Here is a 16,366-nt window from a genome sequence, read left to right as displayed (position 1 = left end):
CGGCGTAGGCCGAGCCGTGACCGCGGTGGTGTTCGGGCTCCAACGAGAGTTGGGCCAGGTGGCGCACGGGGGTCGGGGTGCTGACCAGGGCTTCGCAGACCTCGAAGAGGGCATCAGCGCGTGTGGTCAGGCAGGCGTGGAACTGCGCTCGGAAGCGGGACAATTCCGGCAGTGGCTCGACAGGGGCGTGGTGGTGCAGCAGACTCATGGTGACGGTCTTCGTTGTGATCAGGTGTGTTCGTGGTTGAAGCACATGATCACGCGAAGACCGTTGTTGTGTACGGGAAACGACGAAGCCCGTGACCAGGCCGGTATCCGGTCACGGGCTCCAGGTTAAACGCCAAGCTAGGCTGTCGGTCCCTTCGCCCGCCGGGGCCGCGGACCGGTCGCGGCGGGGCCGCGGGGGCTTGGTCCCCCCGGAACCGGCTTCGTCTCCGGCCTTCGGGCGACCGGCGCGCAAGGTACGATGAGGTCGCCATGTGAACGACAAGAACACATCACGTCAAGGAGCGCCGGGGTGGACATCCAAGCGGTAGACCGGGTGGGAATGATCCTCGCACTGTTCGGCCCCCATCGTGAAGCGGTGACCTCCTCGGAGGCCGCCGACCTCATCGGGCTCAACCGCACGACGACCTACCGCTACCTGACCTCGCTGGTCAACGCCAACGTGCTCGCGCTGCGCGAGGACCGCACGTACGCCCCGGGACCGGCGCTCGTCCAGCTCGGCGCCTTCGCCCTCGGCCGGCGCGACATCCTGCGCCTGGCCGTGGAGCCCATGCAGACCCTGGCCCGCGACACCGAGATCACGGCGGTGCTGTCGCTCTGGGGCGCCTCGTCCCCGGTCGTCGCCCACGTCGAGGAGCCCCCGCGCCGGGAGATCGTCGTCTCCGTGCGGGTGGGCATGCAGCTGTCGACCGCCGCCGCCCAGACCGGCATCTTCCACACCTTCATGGCCGACGCCCCCAGCGTGGCGCGCGCCGCGCGCCAGCTCCCGTCCGAGGAGCGCGAGCGGATCGCACGGCTGGTGCGCGAGACGGCCGAGCGCGGGTACGCCGCGCAGGTCAGCACCCGGGGCATCGCCGTGCTCGCCACCCCCGTGTGGGACGAGCACGGCCTCGCGGCCTCCCTGGCGCTGCTGAGCACCCGCGACGTCCTGGACGTGCACGCCGAGAGCGCGGAGCTGGCCTCACTCCGCGGGGCCGCCACGACCATCTCACGGTCGCTCGGCGCCGCGGAGTGAGGCGGTCAGGCGTCCCGCGGTGACGCCGCCCGGGCCGGCCCCGGGGCGGCGGCGCCCTCGACCCGCTCGATGCCGCCCAGCCGCGCGTAGGTCGGTCCGGCCAGGCGCGACGCCGGGTCGATCGCCGCGGTGTCGATCTTGAGGCCGTCCAGCGCCGACGAGAGCACGTGGAACCGCACGACCTCGCCCACCGTGAACTGCGCCCCGGCCCGCCCGAACTCCACCACGCGCGCCAGCCTGCACTCCAGGCTCACCCGCGCGGCGGCCAGCCGGGGCACGCCCACCACGTCGGCCGGGACCGTGGCCAGGCCCAGGAGCGCGGCCTCGTCGACCTCCGGGGGGTGGACCTCCCCCGACCGGTGCACGTCGCGCCACAGCTCCCATCCGGGGATGTTCACGACGTACTCCCCCCGCTCGGCGATGTTGCGGGCCGTGTCCTTGAACCCGCCGTCCCGGCGGCCGATGTTGATGCCCACCATGGGCGGATCGTTGGACACCATCGTGAAGGCGCTGAACGGCGCCAGGTTGGCCGTGCCGTCGCCGGCCACGGAGGTCACCCAGGCGATCGGGCGCGGAACGACGCAGCCGGTGAGCAGCCGGTAGTTCTCCGGCCCGCTCAACCCCGCGGGGTCGATCGCCGTCATCTCACCGGGCACCGTCTCCTCAGGCATGGTCGGCGGCCTCCTGGCGGACGGCCTCGCGGTCGAAGTCGTTGATGTCGGAGATCAGCGAGTCGTCGTACAGGTCGTCGGGGTCGACCTCCTCGGTGAGCTCGCCCGCGTCGAGCAGGAAGTCCACGTTGGCCTGGAGCGCCGCCGGGTCGATCGCCCCGTACGGGTCGTCCTCGGCGCCGAGGTTGGCCAGCCGCGCCTCCAGGACGGAGACCGACGAGGCCACGGCGGCGTCGTCCTCCAGCCCGGAGGGCCGCGCCTCGGGGTGGGCCGCGAAGAGCAGCTCGATGGCGGCCTCGGGGTTGGCCTGGCTGAAGACCACGCCCTTGGCGATCGCGCGGCCGAGCTTGACGTACAGCTCGCGGTCCGCCTCCAGGTCGGAGGTCCGCGCCGCGAGCCCGCCGCTGGTGAGGGCGTCGGTGCCCGGGACCTCGATCTCCCGCAGCTCGATGCCCTGGTTCTCCAGGACCTGGAACGACGTGTCCAGCAGGGCGAGCGCGTCGACCTGGCCGTTCTCCACCGCCGCCGCCTGCTGGCCCCCCGTGCCGATCGCGACGAACGTCACCGAGTCCTCCGGGACGCCGGCCTCGCGCAGGCCCACCTGGGCCTGCGTCACCGAGGCGCTCGCGAGGCTGATGGCGCCGACCGTCTTGCCCTGGAGGTCCTCGATCGAGGTGATGTCGCTGTCGGCGGGCACGCGCAGGCCGTAGATGTTGTCCTTGTAGTACGACATGAAATAGGTCAGGTCGAGGTTGCGGTCGGGCTGGTGCCCGAGGATCACCGGCTCGGGGCTGACCGCCCCGGTCACGACCTGGCCGGTCGCGATCTGCTGGGCCTGGGTCGTCGCGGAGTCCGCGAGGATGACCTCGACCTCCAGGCCCTCGTCCTCGAAGTAGCCCATCTCCTGGGAGACGGCGATCGACGCGATCCCGGCGTTCCAGGTCGGCGTCGCCAGCGTCATCGCGACCTCGCGGGTGTCGCCGTCTCCGGTGTCCGACCCGCCGCAGGCCGCGAGCGGGAGGGCCAGGGCCAGGACCGCGCCGCCCTGCAAGACCTTACGAAAAGCATATGAAACGGACATGGGTTCACCTTCGGTTCGGGAAATCAGTTGGCAACGGAGCGGGCGCGGTTCTCTTCGGACCAGAACGCGAGCCGCCTGCCCCCGAGGACGACCGCGTAGTGCAGGACGAGGCCGATGACCGACAGCACGACCAGGGCCGCGAACATCGTGGCCACGTCCAGCGAGGTGTTGCTGGCGATGATCAGGTAGCCGAGTCCGGCCTGGGAGCCCACGAACTCCGCGACGATGGCGCCGATGACCGACAGCACGACCGCCACGTCCAGGCCGGCGATGATGCTGGGGACGGCCGTGGGCAGGCGCAGCCGGGTGAGGATCTGCAGGCGCGTCGCCCCGAAGGAGCGCATCATGTTCACCTGGTCGCCGCTGGTGGAGTTGAAGCCGAGCGTGGCGTTGACCAGGATCGGGAAGAACGCGATCAGGGCCGTCGTGAGGATCTTCGACTCGATGCCGAAGCCGAACCAGACCAGGAACAGGGGCGCGAGCGCCACCTTGGGCACGGTCTGCAGCACCACCACGATCGGCAGGACGATCTTCTCGGCCAGCCGCGAGGAGCTGACCCACACCGCGACCAGCAGACCGGCCACGACGGCGATGCCGAAGCCGTAGATGATCTCCTGGAGCGTGACCCACGTGTGGCGCAGGAACGGCCCCTGGGTGAAGCCCTCCACGAGCGCCTCGACGATGCGGGTGGGCGCCGGGAACAGGATCACCGAGACGTCGAACGTGCGGACCGACACCTCCCAGATCGTCAGCAGGATGAGCACCGTGGTGCTCGACAGCAGCCATCCCGGCAGGTCGGAGAGGCGGCGCCGGTTGACGGTGTCGCCCGCCTCGCGGCGTACCGTCAGGGTCCGCCCGGGCGGCGGGGAATGGGGCGACGGGGCGGTCATGGAGCGGTCACCACTTCGGCGTTGTCGAGAACGGATCGGATGCGACGCGTGTACTCGCCGAACGCGGCGGTGCTCACGACGTCGAGGGTGCGGGGCCGGGGCAGGGTGATGTCGACGACGTCGCCGACCCGGCCCGGACGCGGCGTCATCACGACGACGCGGTCGGAGAGGAGCACCGCCTCGGAGATGCTGTGCGTGATGAACACGACGGTCTTGCGGTCCCGCTCCCAGATCTCCAGCAGGTCCAGCGTCAGCTGGTCGCGGGTCATCGCGTCCAGCGCGCCGAACGGCTCGTCCATGAGCAGGATCCGCGGGTCGTGCAGGAGCGCCCGGGCGATGCCGACGCGCTGCTGCATCCCGCCGGACAGCTCGTAGGGGTGGCTGCCGGCGAAGTCGGTCAGCCCGAGCATGTCGAGGAGTTCGCGCGCCCGGCCCTCGTCGCGGCGCCGCTGCGCGCGGCCCTGGAGCGTGGAGGGGACGAGCACGTTGTCCAGGACGGTGTTCCAGGGCAGCAGCAGGGGCTGCTGGAACACCATGCCGGTCATCGCCGACTCCTTGCGGGCCTGGGCCCGGTACTCGATGCGGCCCCCGGTCAGCGGCTCCAGGCCCATGATGAGCTTGAGCAGGGTGCTCTTGCCGCATCCGCTGGGCCCGACGATGGAGACGAACTCCCCGTCGGCGATGTCGAGGTGGAAGTCCTCGACCGCCACCGTCCCGCCGCGGTAGTGCTTGCTGACGTGGTCGAAGCTCATGACCGGCTCATGCATGGATCGGCGCCTTTCCTGTGGGGTCCTGTGCCCGCATGCGCTCGACGGCGCCGACGGCCGCGTTGGCGAGCAGGGTGGTGTCGGCGGCACCGACGAAGAAGTCCAGTGCCAGTTCGCGGGCGCGGGCGGCGCCGCCGGGGCCCCCGGCCGCGCCCGCGGCGATCCCGTGCGCACGCGCGGCGGCGGCGACGGCGGCGTCGGCGTCCGCGACGGCGCCCCCGGCGTCGAGCGCGAGGTCCGCGGCCCCCAGGAGCAGCCCGGTGACCCCGTCGACCGCGGCGATCTCCGCCACGGACTCCAGCGCGGCCAGGGACTCGATCTGGGCGATGACCTCGACCGGCCGGGCCAGGTAGTCGGCCCGGGGGCGCCGCCCCCACGCCCCGGCGCGCGAGGTGGCGCCGGAACCGCGCCGCCCCTCGGGGGCGAAGCGGGTCGCGGACACGGCCTCGGTCGCGTCGGAGGGGCCGTCGACGTGGGGGACGACGATCCCGTCGGCCCCCGCGTCCAGGACGCGCTGGACGAAGGAGGCCCCCCGGTCGGGGACCCGCACCAGCGCCCGCATGCCGTGCGCCTGGCCGACGGCGATGTGCCGGGCGATCGCCGACGGGTCGAGCATGGTGTGCTCGGCGTCGATGACGATCACCTCGATGCCGGCGTGGGCGAGGATCGCGGTGGACTCCCAGGAGTCGAGCTTGACCCAGGCGGCCCACCGGGGGCCGCCGGTGCCGTCCGTGCCGGTCATCGGGCCTCCTCCCACGGCGGCGCCGGGTAGTCGTCGGCGTTGAGGACCCAGCCCGGCCGGCGGGAGAAGTCCTCGCGCGGTCCGGCGAAGATGTCGATCATGCGGTTCTCGCCGTCCCCGACCGCCTCGCTCGTGTGGACCAGCGGCGGCGGGATGACGGTCAGCGACGGGCCGCCGATCTCCCGGTGCTGGTCGGGGCGCCAGGCGGTGCGGTCGTTGCCCCACTCGCGCCGGATGTGGTGCACGTAGCGGCCGGCGTCGACGAAGCTCAGCTGCTCGAAGTCGTCGTGGGTGTGCGGGGACAGCGTGCGCGGGTCGCGCGGGCCCGAGCGCGGGTAGAGCAGGTTCACCATGGCGTGGCGCCCGCGGAAGATGCGCCCCAGGCGGCCCTGCCGCGGGGCGATGTCCCCGATGGCGCCGTAGACGCGGATCGCGGCGTCGCCGACGGGGGGCGGCCACGGGACGGCGGGGGCGCTGAGCCCGGGGCCGTCGGCATAGGCCGCGGTGTTGGCCGCGCGGTCGAGCACGTCGGAGGTGGCCGCCGTGTGCAGGCGCAGCAGCCGCGGCGCCCCCTCGGCCTCGTACCGCCAGGGGCCGGGCCGGACGGTCACGAGGGCCGTCGGCTCGACGGTGGCCGACTCCCCGCCCGCGTGGACGGTGAGGCGGCCCTCGGACGGCAGGACCACGAGCATCGTCTCGTCCGCGTCCTCGCGGTCGAGGGTGTCGCCGTCGGCGTGTTCGGCGTAGACGACCGCGGCGTTGGCGGACCGCACCGTCCACAGGCGTCCGCCGTTTCCGGTGGTGTCGGTGGGGTCCAGGGCGCCGAACTCGAAGTACTGCGGTTCGAGCGCGGCGTCGGCGTCGGGCCCGGTACGCGCGGCCAGCTGGCTGCGCGGGTCGCTCGCGAGGTAGGCCATGGTTCAGCGCCCTTCGACCGGGGCGGGCCGCTCGTCGTCCAGACCGAGCAGGAAGGCGGCGTTGTTCTGGGTGACCTGGCGCAGCTCGGCGACCGACAGGCCGCGTTCGAGCAGGGCCTCGCCGACGCGCATGTAGGCGTCGACGGGCATGGGGCGCCCGCGCTGTCCGAGGTCGGAGGAGAGCACCGTGCGGTCGGGGCCGATGGCGCGGATCCACTCCATCAGCAGTCCCGGGTCCCACTTGCGAAAGCCCTGCGGGTCGTACATGCCGACCTCGTGCTCGATGTAGCCGCCGAGGGCGGCCAGCTGGCGGCAGCGCTCCACGTCGGCGTCGACGACGAAGTTGGGGTGGCTGAGGATCATGCGCCGCACGCCGCGCTCGGAGGCCGCGGCGAAGAGCAGGGCGGACTGGGCCGGCTCCAGGTGTCCCGCGGAGAGGAGCACGTCCGCCTCCGCCACCAGGTCGATGACCTCGTGGGCGGCGTCCAGGAGCCGGCCCTCGCCGTCGACCACGTCGACGATCCGGTTGGGGATGTCGTAGTCGGACTCGGGGAAGCCGTGGTGCTCGTTCTCGCAGTGGCAGCGGCTGGAGAAGGTGGGGAACCACACCGCGCGGCCGCCCATCTGCAGCGACATCGCGACGGCGTACGGGTTGAGGCCGCCCACCTGGGCGTTGAGGGCGACCCCGCCGAAGATCGGCGTCGCGATGCCGTCCAGCTCGCGGTGCATCGCGAGCAGGTCCATGACGGTGTTGTGGTGGTGCGACTTGACCAGGATCCCCCGCATGTTCAGGCGCTCGCCGTCGCGGGCCGCCTCCGCGTGGTCGAACTCCCGGGAGAAGGGATTCGGGCCCGAGTGGCAATGCAGGTCGACGGCTCCGTCGAGAGCCTCCGCGACGGGCGGGAGGGACGTGACAGTCATAGGGAGCACCTCTGAGATCAGGGTCACATGTTCGGATTGAATCATCCATGTTCATATTGCGACTGTCAAGTCCGACCGCGATCACGGCCCGGACACGGCCCTTCCACCCCCCGCGAGGTGGTCCGCGACCGCGTCGTCGCAGCGTGGAGCACACGCGGCGACCGGACCGGCACTCTCGGCACGGGACGGGTCCCCCGGCGGTCGCAGCGCGCGGCCCGTTCGCCCGGGGGCGCACGCCGCACGCCCCCGACACGGCACACGGAACCGGACCGATCCCACGGGCCGCCCTCGGCCGGACCAACGCTCCACCAAGACCGGCGCGTCACTTTTGTCGGTTATGCGCATTCGGATGTGGTCGGGGTCCGGGCATTCGGACGAGGAGGTCGCATGGTGGTGGCACAGGAGACGGCTTCCGGGCGGGCCGCACCGCGCTGGATCGCGGTCGGGATCGCGGTCGCGATGATCGCCCTGGTGACGGTGGGGTGGTCGCTGGTGAACGCGCTGGTCCCCGGCAGGACGGCGCTGACCGCCGGGGAGGAGCTGGCCCTGGGCGGCGACGGGACGACCCGCGCCGTGCTCGTCCTGCCCGACGACGGGTGGGAGGCGGACGTGGCCGCCTCCCACCCCGACCGGTCCTACCGGCTCCACCGCGGCCCCCTGGTGCTCGACGTCGAGCGCCCCGGGGAGGCGGGGGACGAAAGCCCCGGCACCGACCTGCGGTGGGAGGGGACCCGCCGGGTCCTGCTGTCCCAGGACCCGTCCACCCGGGTCGGCGAGCCCTCGCCCGTCGTCTCCGCCGACGGCACCGAGGGGCTGGCGGCGGACGTGAACCGCGCACGCGGACCGGGGACCGTGGTCCTGCTCCCCTCGCCCGACGGCGGCTACGCGGTCCGGATGCTCCTCCAGGGCACGGACGGCGGCCCCGGCACGGCGCCGGAGGACCTGGCGCGCATGATCACTTTCTCCGAGGAGGCAGAACATGGGTAGACCGCGGCACGAACCCGGGTCCTCCGCGACCGCGGCGGACGGGGTCCCCGCACCGAGGGGCGGCGCGGCCGGGGCCCCGGCCCCCGTCGACCGGGGACGGGGCCGGCCGGCGGGGCCCGTGCCGGCCGCGCGCGTCCTCATCGTCGCGGGGTGCGCGGTCGCCCTCGTGTACGTGGCGCTGCTCATGGCCGGCGTCGTCGCGGCCTTCCCCGCGGTGTGGGCGGGCGCGTTCCTCATCGGCGCGGCCACCCTGGTGTTCGGGTACTGGCTGCTGCGGCGCATCCGGCCCGTGCGGGCTCCCGGAAGGGCCGCGTCGTCGGCGGCCGTCGCCTGGGGGCTGTTCGCCGTGACCGGGGCGGCCCTGGTCGCCAACGCCGCGCTGGACGGGGTCCTCGCCGTGGCGATGGGGCCGCGGACGGCCGACCTGTGGGGCGCGGCCGTCTCGGGGCCGGTCGACGAGGAGCTGCTCAAACTGGCGGGTGTCGTCCTCGTCGCCGTCGCGTTCCCCTACGCGGTCCGTGGTCCCGTGGACGGGTTCGTCATCGGGGCGCTCGTGGGCCTGGGCTTCCAGGTGATGGAGAACCTCTTCATGGCCGTGCAGGAGGTGACCGGCCGCGGCGGCCTGGGCGGAGTCGAGATGGTGGTCCAGTCGGGGCTCACACGGGTCCTGCTCACGGGGCTGGGGACCCACTGGGCGCTGTCGGCGGTGGCGGGCACGGCGGTGGGCCTGGTCGCGGCGGCGGCCTGGCGCCCGCGGCCGCGCACCGTCGCGGCGGCCGTGCTCCTGGTGGTGCTCGCCATGGCGATGCACGCGTTCATCAACCTGCCGGTCCTCCAGGGGATCGGGGTCGTGGTCAAGGCCCTGGTCAACTTCGCGGTCGCGATGGCGCTCTACTTCGCCCTGCGCCGCGCCCACCTGCGGCGCTTGCGCGACGCCCTGGAGGAGACGGGGGCCGAGAGCGGGATGGACCGCGCCACCTCCCTCGCGCAGGCCACCCGGGGCGGACGCCGCAGGGCCCTGCGCGGCGTCCCCGCGGACGAGCGGGCCGCGCTGGGCGCCGAACAGGACCGGCTGGTGGGCGAGGCGGAGTCGCGGGCCTTCGAGCGGGGGTCCCGGGCCGGCGGATAGCCGGGGGCGGCGGTCGGCACGACGGGCCTGTACGGCCGCGTCCGACCGCCGCGGCGCGCCCTGGGCGGACCGGCCCCCGGCACGGGCGGCGACCCGCGGGAGGCGGACGCCCCCGCCGGCAGGCCGGGAGCACAACGGCGCGGTACAGCGCAGGCGCCCCCGCCGGCCCCCGCCAGTATCCGGGTGCGACCGGTGGACCCCGCCGGGCGCACCCCGTCTCCGACGGGTCAGCGCTGCTTCCTGTCGTAGTCGGTCCGCATGGCCTGGAAGACGATCCCCTCGACGAACTCGGGCAGGTTGTGGAACCGCCTGTTCCGGTCCATCAGCGCGATCCGGTCCATCTCCTCGGACGTCAGCGCGAAGTCGAACAGCGCGGCGTTGGACCGGATGTGGTCCGGGTCGGTGGACCCCGGGATCACGATGCCGCCGTCCTGGACGTGCCACCGCAGGATCACCTGGACGGGCGACTTCCCGTACTTGCGCCCGAGTTCGGCGAAGAGGGGCTCCGCGAGCAGTCCCGCGTCACCGTGCCCGAGCGGGAACCAGGCCTCCACGGCGGTGCCGAGCGGTTCGAGGAAGGCCCTGAGCTCCCGCTGCTGGAAGTAGGGGTGGCGCTCCACCTGCACCACCGCGGGCACGGTCCGCGCTCGGCCGATGAGGTCGGCCAGCCTCCTGGGGTTGAAGTTGCTGACGCCGATCGAGCGCACCTTGCCCGCCGCGACGGCCTCCTGGAACGCCCTCCAGGCGCCGTTGTAGTCGCCGTACTGCTGGTGCAGCAGCAGGAGGTCCAGGTAGTCGGTGCCGATCCGCTTCAGTGTGCGGTCGATCGCGGCCCGGGCCCTGGTGTACCCGGAGTCGGTCGACCACAGCTTGGTCGTCAGGAAGACCTCCTCCCGTGCGAGCCCGCTGTCGCGGACGGCCCGCCCGACGGCGCGCTCGTTGAGGTAGGTGTTGGCGGTGTCGACGGAGCGGTAGCCGGCCTCGAACGCGTGGGCCAGCGCGGGACCGACCTCGGCGGACGGCACGTGGTTGACGCCGATGCCGAGTACGGGCATCCGGAGGCCGTTGTTCAGGGTGAGGGTCTCCACGGTTCTTCCTCTCGGGTCGTCTCTCGCGGAAGGTGCGCCGCGCTGGACGCCGCCCCGGTCCCGGGCCCCCGCTCCGGGACCGGGGGGAGCGCCCGCCGCGGCACGGCCGGGCGCGGGGTCACCGGGTGTGCGCGGCACCGGAGGCGTGGGCGGCCGGGTCGGCGGCCATGCGCCGCATCACGCCGGAGAGGACGAGCGGCGGCAGCCGGCCCAGGCCCGGCCGCGCGCGCCGGGTCCCCCGCCAGGTGATGGCCGTGCCGCCCCCGGTCTCCGGCTCCACCTCGATCACCGCCCGGTAGTCCTTCAGCGCGGGGTTGAACACGTCCTCGTACGCCGGCCGCCGGTTCTCCGCGAGCCCGGTGATGCGCTCGCCGGTGACGGTGCGGCCCGAGCGGAAGGCGCGGACCGCCCCCACCCCGTCGCTCCCGCCCGGGTCGAGCCCGGCCGGGCGGTCCTCCACGAGTTCGTCCAGGCCGGAAGCCCACCGGGGCCGGGAGCGGCCGTCGGCCGGCAGGCGCCGGACGGCGTCCGGCGGGGCGGATGTCGTGGCGCGGACGGCATAACGGGGCATGGGCGGGGCCTTCTCCAGAGGTGTGCGGAACGGGCTGAAGGGGTGGGGATGGAGGAGCGGGGCAGGGGTGGGGCGCGGGACCGCCGGGAGCGGCCCGCCGGTGGGGCGGGGGCTCAGGCGGCGGGGATGGCGGTCCCGGTGAGCCGCTCGGAGACCTCCCAGACGCGCCGGGCCTCCTCGGCGCTGTCCAGGCGGGAGTAGAGCCTCTGCTCGGCGGGCGGACCGCCGACGCGCCCGGGCCAGGCCGGCCCGTAGAACCCGCCGGGCCTGGCCGCGGGGTCGGTGGCCGCCATGAGCGCGGGCAGCTTGGCGGTCTCGACGGTCCCGACGAGCACGCCCTTCTCGGACAGGACGCGGATCATCCTCCGGCCCGTGACCTCCTCGCCCCGGCCCAGCTCGGGGCGGGCCGCGAGCAGGTTCGTCGGGGCGAGGCCGGGGTGGGACAGGTTGCTGGTGACACCCCAGCCGCCGTCCCGGCTGCGCCGGTCGAGTTCGAGGCCGAAGAGCCCGAACGCGATCTTGGACTGGCTGTAGGCGCCCTGCCCGGAGTAGCGGCGCTCCCAGTTCAGGTCGTCCCAGTTGATGGACCCCCGGTTCGCGGCGATGCTGACCTGCGAGGTCACGCGCGCCCGGCCGGCGCGCAGGAGGGGCAGCAGATGCGCGACGAGGGCGAAGTGGCCGAGGTGGTTGGTGCCGAACTGCAGCTCGAACCCGTCGGCGGTGGTCTGCCGGTCGGGGGGCATCATGACGCCGGCGTTGTTGATGAGGAGGTGGATCGGGTCGCCCTCCTCGCGCAGGGTCTCGCCGAGGGCCGCGACGGAGGCCAGCGAGGACAGGTCGAGGCTGCGCAGGGAGACCTTCGCACCGGGCACGGAGCGCCTGATCTCGGTGGCCGCGGCCTCGCCCTTGGCCGGGTTGCGCACGGGCATGACCACCTCCGCGCCGGCCCCGGCCAGCCGGGCGGCCATCCCCAGGCCCATCCCGTCGCTCGCGCCGGTGACGAGCGCTCGTTTTCCGGACAGGTCGGGGATGCTGATGTCGATCGGGCGGCGCGCCATGGTGTCCGTTCCTCGTGGTGGTGCGGGGTGACGGCAACGATCATCCGCGCACGGCGCATCCCCATCCAGGACCTCCCGATCCGAGGATCACCGGGCCGCCCGTGCGCCCCCGTCGGGGGCCACACGGCGAACCGGACTCCGGCCCCGGGGCCGGTACCGGCCGCACGGCCGTCCGGCGCACCGGTCCCGCCTCCGGAACCGACACGGCGCCCGACGCCCCGCGCGGGTCGGGTCCCGGCGCACCGGACGGACCGGGTCTCGATCCCAGGTGCCGCACAGACCCCTGGCCCCGGACCGGCCGGGTCCTGCCCCGGGGCCGACACCGGCCTCCGGCACCCCGCGCGGACCGGATCGCGGACTCCGGCTCGGACCGCCCGCACGTGCCGAGGGGCGCCCGTCTCGGGCGCCCCTCGGCCGACCACGGTGCGCGGGCCCGCCCGTCCCCCGGGCGGGCCCGGCGCGTCAGGCCTCGAACTCGGTGATCGAGGTGGCGATGCCGTCGACCATCTCGACCGAGGCGAGGATGACCGTGCCGTTGGCCAGGGTGGCGTCGAACTCGTCGAAGTCACAGGTGACGTTCCCCGTGTCGGGGTCCTGGACGCCGTCGGCGCAGGCGTAGATGCCCGCGGTGATCACCGTGTCCTCGGCGACGTAGAACGCCGTGCCGTCGACGATGTACTCGCCGGGCGCCACGTACTCCAGCTCGCCCGAGGCGGTGCCGGTGAACCCGCCGGGCTCCTCCGCGGCCCCGTCATCGCCCCCGGGCCCGTCCTGGTCCCCGTCGTCAGGGATGCCCGGGCCCTCCGGGTCGTGCTCGGTGATCCAGGTGGCGATGCCGTCGTCGTTCACCTCGGCGCCGGCCAGGATGACCGTGCCGTCCTGGAGCGCCTCCTCGACCGTTTCGAGGTCGCACTCCACCGTGCCCTGGCCGTTCTCGTCCATGCCGTCCTCGGCGGGACAGGCGTAGATGCCGGCGAGGATCTGCGTCTCCTCGGAGACGAAGAAGGCCTGGTCGCCGATGGCGAGCTCACCCGGGGCGATGTACTGCAGCTCACCCGACAAGGTCTGCGGCTCCGCCGCGGAGGCGCTGCTCACGTTCTCCGCCCCGGGTTCGGGTGAGGCCCCCGCGCACGCCGCAGAGCCGACGACCACCACGCCCGAGGTGGCCAGGGCCAGGAGGGTGGAACGGATGTCGCGCTTCATGATGTTCCTTTCTTTCCGCGGTCGGGAGGGAGGGGGGATGTCGGGGGAGGTTCGGTGTGGTCACGGCCGGTCGGTGGACCGCCCGCGTTCCCGGGGACCCCGCGGAGAACCGGGGCGGGGTCCGCGGAAGGTCTGCGAGGACGATCCCTGGGAACTCTTCGTGTGCTCTCGGCTCCTTTACGTAGGGTCCGATGGCGGATGGGGCTCCCGGGTTCTCCGGGACGGAGGATTTTTTCCGGGAACGCCCCGGGAGCCGCCGCGGGGCACTCCGCGGACCGCAGGGCGGGGAGAACGGCCGCACCGCTCCCGGCGCGGTCCGGGATCCGGATCCCGATGCGCGTCCTCACCGCCTCCCTGCGCTCCGCCCTCCCCCCGCGGGGAGGGACACCGCCGCCCTACCCTCCTCGGAGCGGTTCACCCGCCCCGGGTGACGGAACGCCCCGGAGGGCCCGGTCCGAGCCTGCGGCCCCGGGGGCACCCGAACAGGCCCTGCGGCGCTCCCGCTCCGCGCTGGGGGCCGGGACACGCCTGCCGCCGAAAGGGAACGGCTTCGAGAATGGCCGGCTGGGTATCGTTCGCCCATGAACCTGACCGACCACCTGCTGGAATCGGCTCGGCGATGGGCCGCCGGTTCGCTTGAATCGCACATTTCAACCCCGCCCGACCACGCCTTTTCCGTTCACCACATGGGGGTGGCCGCAGAGCACGCGTCCAAGGCCTACCTGGCCTCCATCTCCCCCGTACTCCTCGCTCCGGCGATACCGACGACCGACGACCTCCTGGTCCTCAGCGGGAACGGCGAAAGGGCCTCGAAGCAGATCTCCGACATTCGTACCGCCGCCGGGGAGACCGCGGCCGCCAGGGTCGCCGAGCTGCTCGGGAGGCCCGGTGCGGCGTCGGGCTCCACACGGATGCTCAGGGAGGCCCGCAACGGCATCACCCACCTGGGAATGTGGGACCGGGAGGCGGACCCGAAAGAGATACTGGCTTCGGGGATCGGGTACATCAACGAAATCCTGGACGAACTCTCGAAGGAAAGAGAAGGGTTCTGGGGCGATCACGCGGCCCTTTCCCGCCTCATTCTCGAAGAGGCGGAGGCGGAAATCGTCCTTCGCTACGAGGAGAAGGTCCGCAACGCCGCGAGGGACTTCGAGGAGAAGGTCTCCGGGCTCACCCGGGAGCAGAGGAGCCGGACGATCGCCTCCCTGGAGGCGCTCCCCGTCTCCGGGCACGGGCCCGTGTCCGCCGCGGCCCGCTGCCCGGCCTGTGGTTCCCTGGGTGTGGCCGGCGGGCGCGACCGCCGGGACGGGTCCGGCTCCTGGTTCGATCCCCGGCACTTCGGCTGCCGTGTGTGCGACCTGGCCCTGGACGGCTTCGAGCTGGATCTCGCGGGCTTCACGGGCCGCCCGCTGGACGGCGCCGGGGACACCCCGGGCAGGTGACGGCCCCGGGCCCGCGCGGGCACCCGGGGCACCGGCCCGGGGCGCCCGGCCACCTCCCGACCCCCTGAGATCCACAACACATCCCTTCCCGATCGGAAAAACATGGAATAGGACCGGGCCCGGGCGGGTTCCCTCTGGCCACGCGGCGTATCCACGCCGACCGTTCGCCACGACCGCAGCACGCTCCCCGGAGGAATCCATGACAGCCCGCACCATCGGCTACATCGTCGGCAGCATCTCCTCGACGTCGATCAACAGGCGCCTGGCCCGGGCCCTGGAGCGCCTGGCCCCCGAGGACGTGACCCTCGTCGAGATCCCCATCCGGGACCTGCCGCACTACTCCCCCGACCACGACGCGGACTTCCCGCAGGTCGCCCGTGATTTCAAGCAGGGCATCGCCGACGTCGACGGCGTCGTCATCGTCACCCCCGAGTACAGCCGGTCCATCCCCGGCGTGCTGAAGAACGCCCTGGACTGGTCCTCGCGCCCCTACGGCCAGAACTCCTTCAACGGAAAGCCGACCGCGGTGATCGGCACCTCCGGCGGCGCCATCGGGACCGCTCTCGCCCAGCAGCACCTCAAGGCCGTCCTGAGCCACTTCAACGCGCCGACCCTCGGCCAGCCCGAGGGCTTCATCCAGTCCACCCCCGGGCTGTTCACCGAGGAGGGGGAGGTCACCGACGAGACGACGGCGGCGTTCCTGCGCGGCTACCTCGACGCGTTCACCGCGCTCGTCGACCGCTACGCCGAGAAGGCGAAGGTCACCGTGTGACCCGTCCGGCGCCGCGGTGACCCCGCCCGGGTGCACCGGGCCGGCCCCGGCGGCCGGGGCCGGCCTGCTTCCCGCGTACCTAACCTCTCAGGTCAATACACCTAGGCCGGGTTGTCGTCCAGCCTGCGCCGTTCCTTGCGGTCGGGGTGGCGGATCTCCACCCCTCCCAGGCCGCCGGACCCGGTGAGCCGGATCAGCGGGGTCCCCGGGAGGCGGTCGGGGGTGGTGCCGTTCCTGAGCCCGCCGGTGCCGGGGTCCATGCCCGCGGTGTCAGCGGCCCAGCCGTCGGGGATGACGACCGTGACACCGGAGGTCTCCCCGTAGGCCTCCACCAGGACCTCCGGCAGCCGGGTCCGGACCCGGCTGAAGTCGATCTTCACGCCGCCCACGCCGCCGCGGGCGATCACGTGGGCCGGGGTCTCCCACTGCCCGGGGCCGCGCGTGGCACCGCTCAGCCCGCCCTTGAGCACCAGCGGCGGCAGCGCCGGCCCCGAGTCCGGCGGCGCGGGCAGGTCGACGGTCAGTGCGGCCAGCTCGGCGCGGGTCCTGGACGTCAGCGCCCGCTCCAGGCGTTCGTCCAGCTCCTCGTGGTCGATGCGTCCTTCGGCCGCCGCGTCGCGGAGGAGGTCCACCACCGCGTCCCGGTCGTGGTGGGAGGCGCGCATCCCTGCGGCCGGAGCGGGGTGCGCGGGGAGAGGGGCTTCGCTGTCGTTCACACCGGCAAGCGTATCCGGGCGGGCGCGGGGGCCGGGGCCGGGCGGAGGGAGGCGACCTTCGGGACATAGGCGGCGGGTATCGGCGTTCCCCGGGCGGACCCGCCCCGGTTTCCCTAGGCTCGCTCGCAAGGAGCCCGGGGGCCGCGGTGCCCGCTCCCCGGGGGCGGCGGA

The 16,366-nt window shown here is 73.5% G+C and carries 17 protein-coding genes and 1 pseudogene; 5 read left to right on the top strand and 13 right to left on the bottom strand.

The genetic code is table 11. The annotated features are described in order from the left end of the window. A pseudogene (locus tag BUE45_RS33025) lies at positions 1–208 on the bottom strand (NF041680 family putative transposase); the annotation flags it as partial. A 258-nt stretch (positions 209–466) separates the two neighbouring features. Here BUE45_RS33025 and BUE45_RS28490 point away from each other — a divergent pair. Further along, a complete protein-coding gene (locus tag BUE45_RS28490; RefSeq protein ID WP_073384010.1) occupies positions 467–1,240 on the top strand; it encodes an IclR family transcriptional regulator in 774 nt (257 codons plus the stop codon). 5 nt (positions 1,241–1,245) lie between these two features. On the opposite strand, the gene BUE45_RS28485 is transcribed toward BUE45_RS28490, so the two are convergent. The 7 genes from BUE45_RS28485 to BUE45_RS28455 are packed head-to-tail and all read right to left on the bottom strand — an operon-like array spanning position 1,246 to position 7,229. After that, complete coding sequence (locus BUE45_RS28485) at positions 1,246–1,911, bottom strand: flavin reductase family protein (protein ID WP_245833519.1); 666 nt, start codon at positions 1,909–1,911, stop codon at positions 1,246–1,248. Next, positions 1,904–2,992: an ABC transporter substrate-binding protein gene (locus tag BUE45_RS28480; RefSeq protein WP_073384009.1), complete on the bottom strand. Its 1,089-nt coding sequence runs from the start codon at positions 2,990–2,992 to the stop codon at positions 1,904–1,906. The genes BUE45_RS28485 and BUE45_RS28480 overlap by 8 nt, the downstream gene beginning before the upstream one ends. 23 nt (positions 2,993–3,015) lie before the next feature. After that, positions 3,016–3,882 carry an ABC transporter permease gene (locus BUE45_RS28475; RefSeq protein ID WP_073384008.1) on the bottom strand — a complete coding sequence of 289 codons (867 nt, stop codon included), beginning with the start codon at positions 3,880–3,882 and terminating at the stop codon, positions 3,016–3,018. After that, entirely contained in the window at positions 3,879–4,649 is a 771-nt protein-coding gene (locus BUE45_RS28470) for an ABC transporter ATP-binding protein (RefSeq protein WP_245833517.1), read from the bottom strand. Before BUE45_RS28470 ends, BUE45_RS28475 begins: the two co-directional genes overlap by 4 nt. Then, on the bottom strand, positions 4,642–5,391 hold the full coding sequence (locus BUE45_RS28465) for an HpcH/HpaI aldolase family protein (protein WP_073384006.1): 750 nt from the start codon (positions 5,389–5,391) through the stop codon (positions 4,642–4,644). Before BUE45_RS28465 ends, BUE45_RS28470 begins: the two co-directional genes overlap by 8 nt. Next, the gene (locus tag BUE45_RS28460) at positions 5,388–6,308 is read right to left on the bottom strand and encodes a cupin domain-containing protein (RefSeq protein ID WP_073384005.1); all 921 of its coding nucleotides are present in this window, start codon (positions 6,306–6,308) and stop codon (positions 5,388–5,390) included. Before BUE45_RS28460 ends, BUE45_RS28465 begins: the two co-directional genes overlap by 4 nt. 3 nt (positions 6,309–6,311) lie before the next feature. Next, positions 6,312–7,229 carry a DUF6282 family protein gene (locus tag BUE45_RS28455; protein ID WP_073384004.1) on the bottom strand — a complete coding sequence of 306 codons (918 nt, stop codon included), beginning with the start codon at positions 7,227–7,229 and terminating at the stop codon, positions 6,312–6,314. A 387-nt stretch (positions 7,230–7,616) separates the two neighbouring features. On the opposite strand from BUE45_RS28455, the gene BUE45_RS28450 reads away from it, so the two are divergent. Then, a complete protein-coding gene (locus tag BUE45_RS28450; RefSeq protein ID WP_073384003.1) occupies positions 7,617–8,216 on the top strand; it encodes a hypothetical protein in 600 nt (199 codons plus the stop codon). Beyond that, positions 8,209–9,345 (top strand): PrsW family intramembrane metalloprotease, encoded by a 1,137-nt coding sequence (locus tag BUE45_RS28445; RefSeq protein WP_073384002.1) that lies wholly within the window; start codon positions 8,209–8,211, stop codon positions 9,343–9,345. The genes BUE45_RS28450 and BUE45_RS28445 overlap by 8 nt, the downstream gene beginning before the upstream one ends. Before the next feature lie 227 nt (positions 9,346–9,572). Here BUE45_RS28445 and BUE45_RS28440 read toward each other — a convergent pair whose 3' ends face one another. From BUE45_RS28440 to BUE45_RS28425, 4 genes are all read right to left on the bottom strand, one after another. Then, on the bottom strand, positions 9,573–10,433 hold the full coding sequence (locus BUE45_RS28440) for an aldo/keto reductase (protein WP_073384001.1): 861 nt from the start codon (positions 10,431–10,433) through the stop codon (positions 9,573–9,575). 118 nt (positions 10,434–10,551) lie between these two features. Next, complete coding sequence (locus tag BUE45_RS28435; protein ID WP_073384000.1) at positions 10,552–11,004, bottom strand: SRPBCC family protein; 453 nt, start codon at positions 11,002–11,004, stop codon at positions 10,552–10,554. Positions 11,005–11,117: 113 nt separating this feature from the next. Next, entirely contained in the window at positions 11,118–12,062 is a 945-nt protein-coding gene (locus BUE45_RS28430) for an SDR family oxidoreductase (protein WP_073383999.1), read from the bottom strand. Between the two features lie 462 nt (positions 12,063–12,524). Next, complete coding sequence (locus BUE45_RS28425; protein ID WP_073383998.1) at positions 12,525–13,265, bottom strand: hypothetical protein; 741 nt, start codon at positions 13,263–13,265, stop codon at positions 12,525–12,527. A 686-nt stretch (positions 13,266–13,951) separates the two neighbouring features. Here BUE45_RS28425 and BUE45_RS28420 point away from each other — a divergent pair. Together BUE45_RS28420 and BUE45_RS28415 are read left to right on the top strand one after the other, a co-directional pair. After that, positions 13,952–14,707 carry a hypothetical protein gene (locus tag BUE45_RS28420; RefSeq protein ID WP_143173510.1) on the top strand — a complete coding sequence of 252 codons (756 nt, stop codon included), beginning with the start codon at positions 13,952–13,954 and terminating at the stop codon, positions 14,705–14,707. 199 nt (positions 14,708–14,906) lie between these two features. Further along, entirely contained in the window at positions 14,907–15,479 is a 573-nt protein-coding gene (locus tag BUE45_RS28415) for an NADPH-dependent FMN reductase (protein WP_073383996.1), read from the top strand. Positions 15,480–15,580: 101 nt separating this feature from the next. Here BUE45_RS28415 and BUE45_RS28410 read toward each other — a convergent pair whose 3' ends face one another. Further along, a complete protein-coding gene (locus tag BUE45_RS28410) occupies positions 15,581–16,195 on the bottom strand; it encodes a DUF1707 SHOCT-like domain-containing protein (RefSeq protein ID WP_245833515.1) in 615 nt (204 codons plus the stop codon). Positions 16,196–16,366: the final 171 nt, after the last annotated feature.

It is taken from the genome of Nocardiopsis flavescens (assembly GCF_900141985.1).
In the GTDB taxonomy this organism is placed as follows: Bacteria; Actinomycetota; Actinomycetes; order Streptosporangiales; family Streptosporangiaceae; genus Nocardiopsis; species Nocardiopsis flavescens.
Note: the sequence above shows the minus strand (reverse complement) of the source record. Positions and strands in the feature narration are given on the sequence as shown.

What these genes read in the sequence shown, in the direction of transcription:
- BUE45_RS28490 (WP_073384010.1), top strand. Translation starts at nt 467, where the DNA reads ATGAGGTCGCCATGTGAACGACAAGAACACATCACGTCAAGGAGCGCC.
- BUE45_RS28485 (WP_245833519.1), bottom strand. Translation starts at nt 1,911, where the DNA reads ATGCCTGAGGAGACGGTGCCCGGTGAGATGACGGCGATCGACCCCGCG.
- BUE45_RS28480 (WP_073384009.1), bottom strand. Translation starts at nt 2,992, where the DNA reads ATGTCCGTTTCATATGCTTTTCGTAAGGTCTTGCAGGGCGGCGCGGTC.
- BUE45_RS28475 (WP_073384008.1), bottom strand. Translation starts at nt 3,882, where the DNA reads ATGACCGCCCCGTCGCCCCATTCCCCGCCGCCCGGGCGGACCCTGACG.
- BUE45_RS28470 (WP_245833517.1), bottom strand. Translation starts at nt 4,649, where the DNA reads ATGCATGAGCCGGTCATGAGCTTCGACCACGTCAGCAAGCACTACCGC.
- BUE45_RS28465 (WP_073384006.1), bottom strand. Translation starts at nt 5,391, where the DNA reads ATGACCGGCACGGACGGCACCGGCGGCCCCCGGTGGGCCGCCTGGGTC.
- BUE45_RS28460 (WP_073384005.1), bottom strand. Translation starts at nt 6,308, where the DNA reads ATGGCCTACCTCGCGAGCGACCCGCGCAGCCAGCTGGCCGCGCGTACC.
- BUE45_RS28455 (WP_073384004.1), bottom strand. Translation starts at nt 7,229, where the DNA reads ATGACTGTCACGTCCCTCCCGCCCGTCGCGGAGGCTCTCGACGGAGCC.
- BUE45_RS28450 (WP_073384003.1), top strand. Translation starts at nt 7,617, where the DNA reads ATGGTGGTGGCACAGGAGACGGCTTCCGGGCGGGCCGCACCGCGCTGG.
- BUE45_RS28445 (WP_073384002.1), top strand. Translation starts at nt 8,209, where the DNA reads ATGGGTAGACCGCGGCACGAACCCGGGTCCTCCGCGACCGCGGCGGAC.
- BUE45_RS28435 (WP_073384000.1), bottom strand. Translation starts at nt 11,004, where the DNA reads ATGCCCCGTTATGCCGTCCGCGCCACGACATCCGCCCCGCCGGACGCC.
- BUE45_RS28430 (WP_073383999.1), bottom strand. Translation starts at nt 12,062, where the DNA reads ATGGCGCGCCGCCCGATCGACATCAGCATCCCCGACCTGTCCGGAAAA.
- BUE45_RS28425 (WP_073383998.1), bottom strand. Translation starts at nt 13,265, where the DNA reads ATGAAGCGCGACATCCGTTCCACCCTCCTGGCCCTGGCCACCTCGGGC.
- BUE45_RS28420 (WP_143173510.1), top strand. Translation starts at nt 13,952, where the DNA reads ATGGGGGTGGCCGCAGAGCACGCGTCCAAGGCCTACCTGGCCTCCATC.
- BUE45_RS28415 (WP_073383996.1), top strand. Translation starts at nt 14,907, where the DNA reads ATGACAGCCCGCACCATCGGCTACATCGTCGGCAGCATCTCCTCGACG.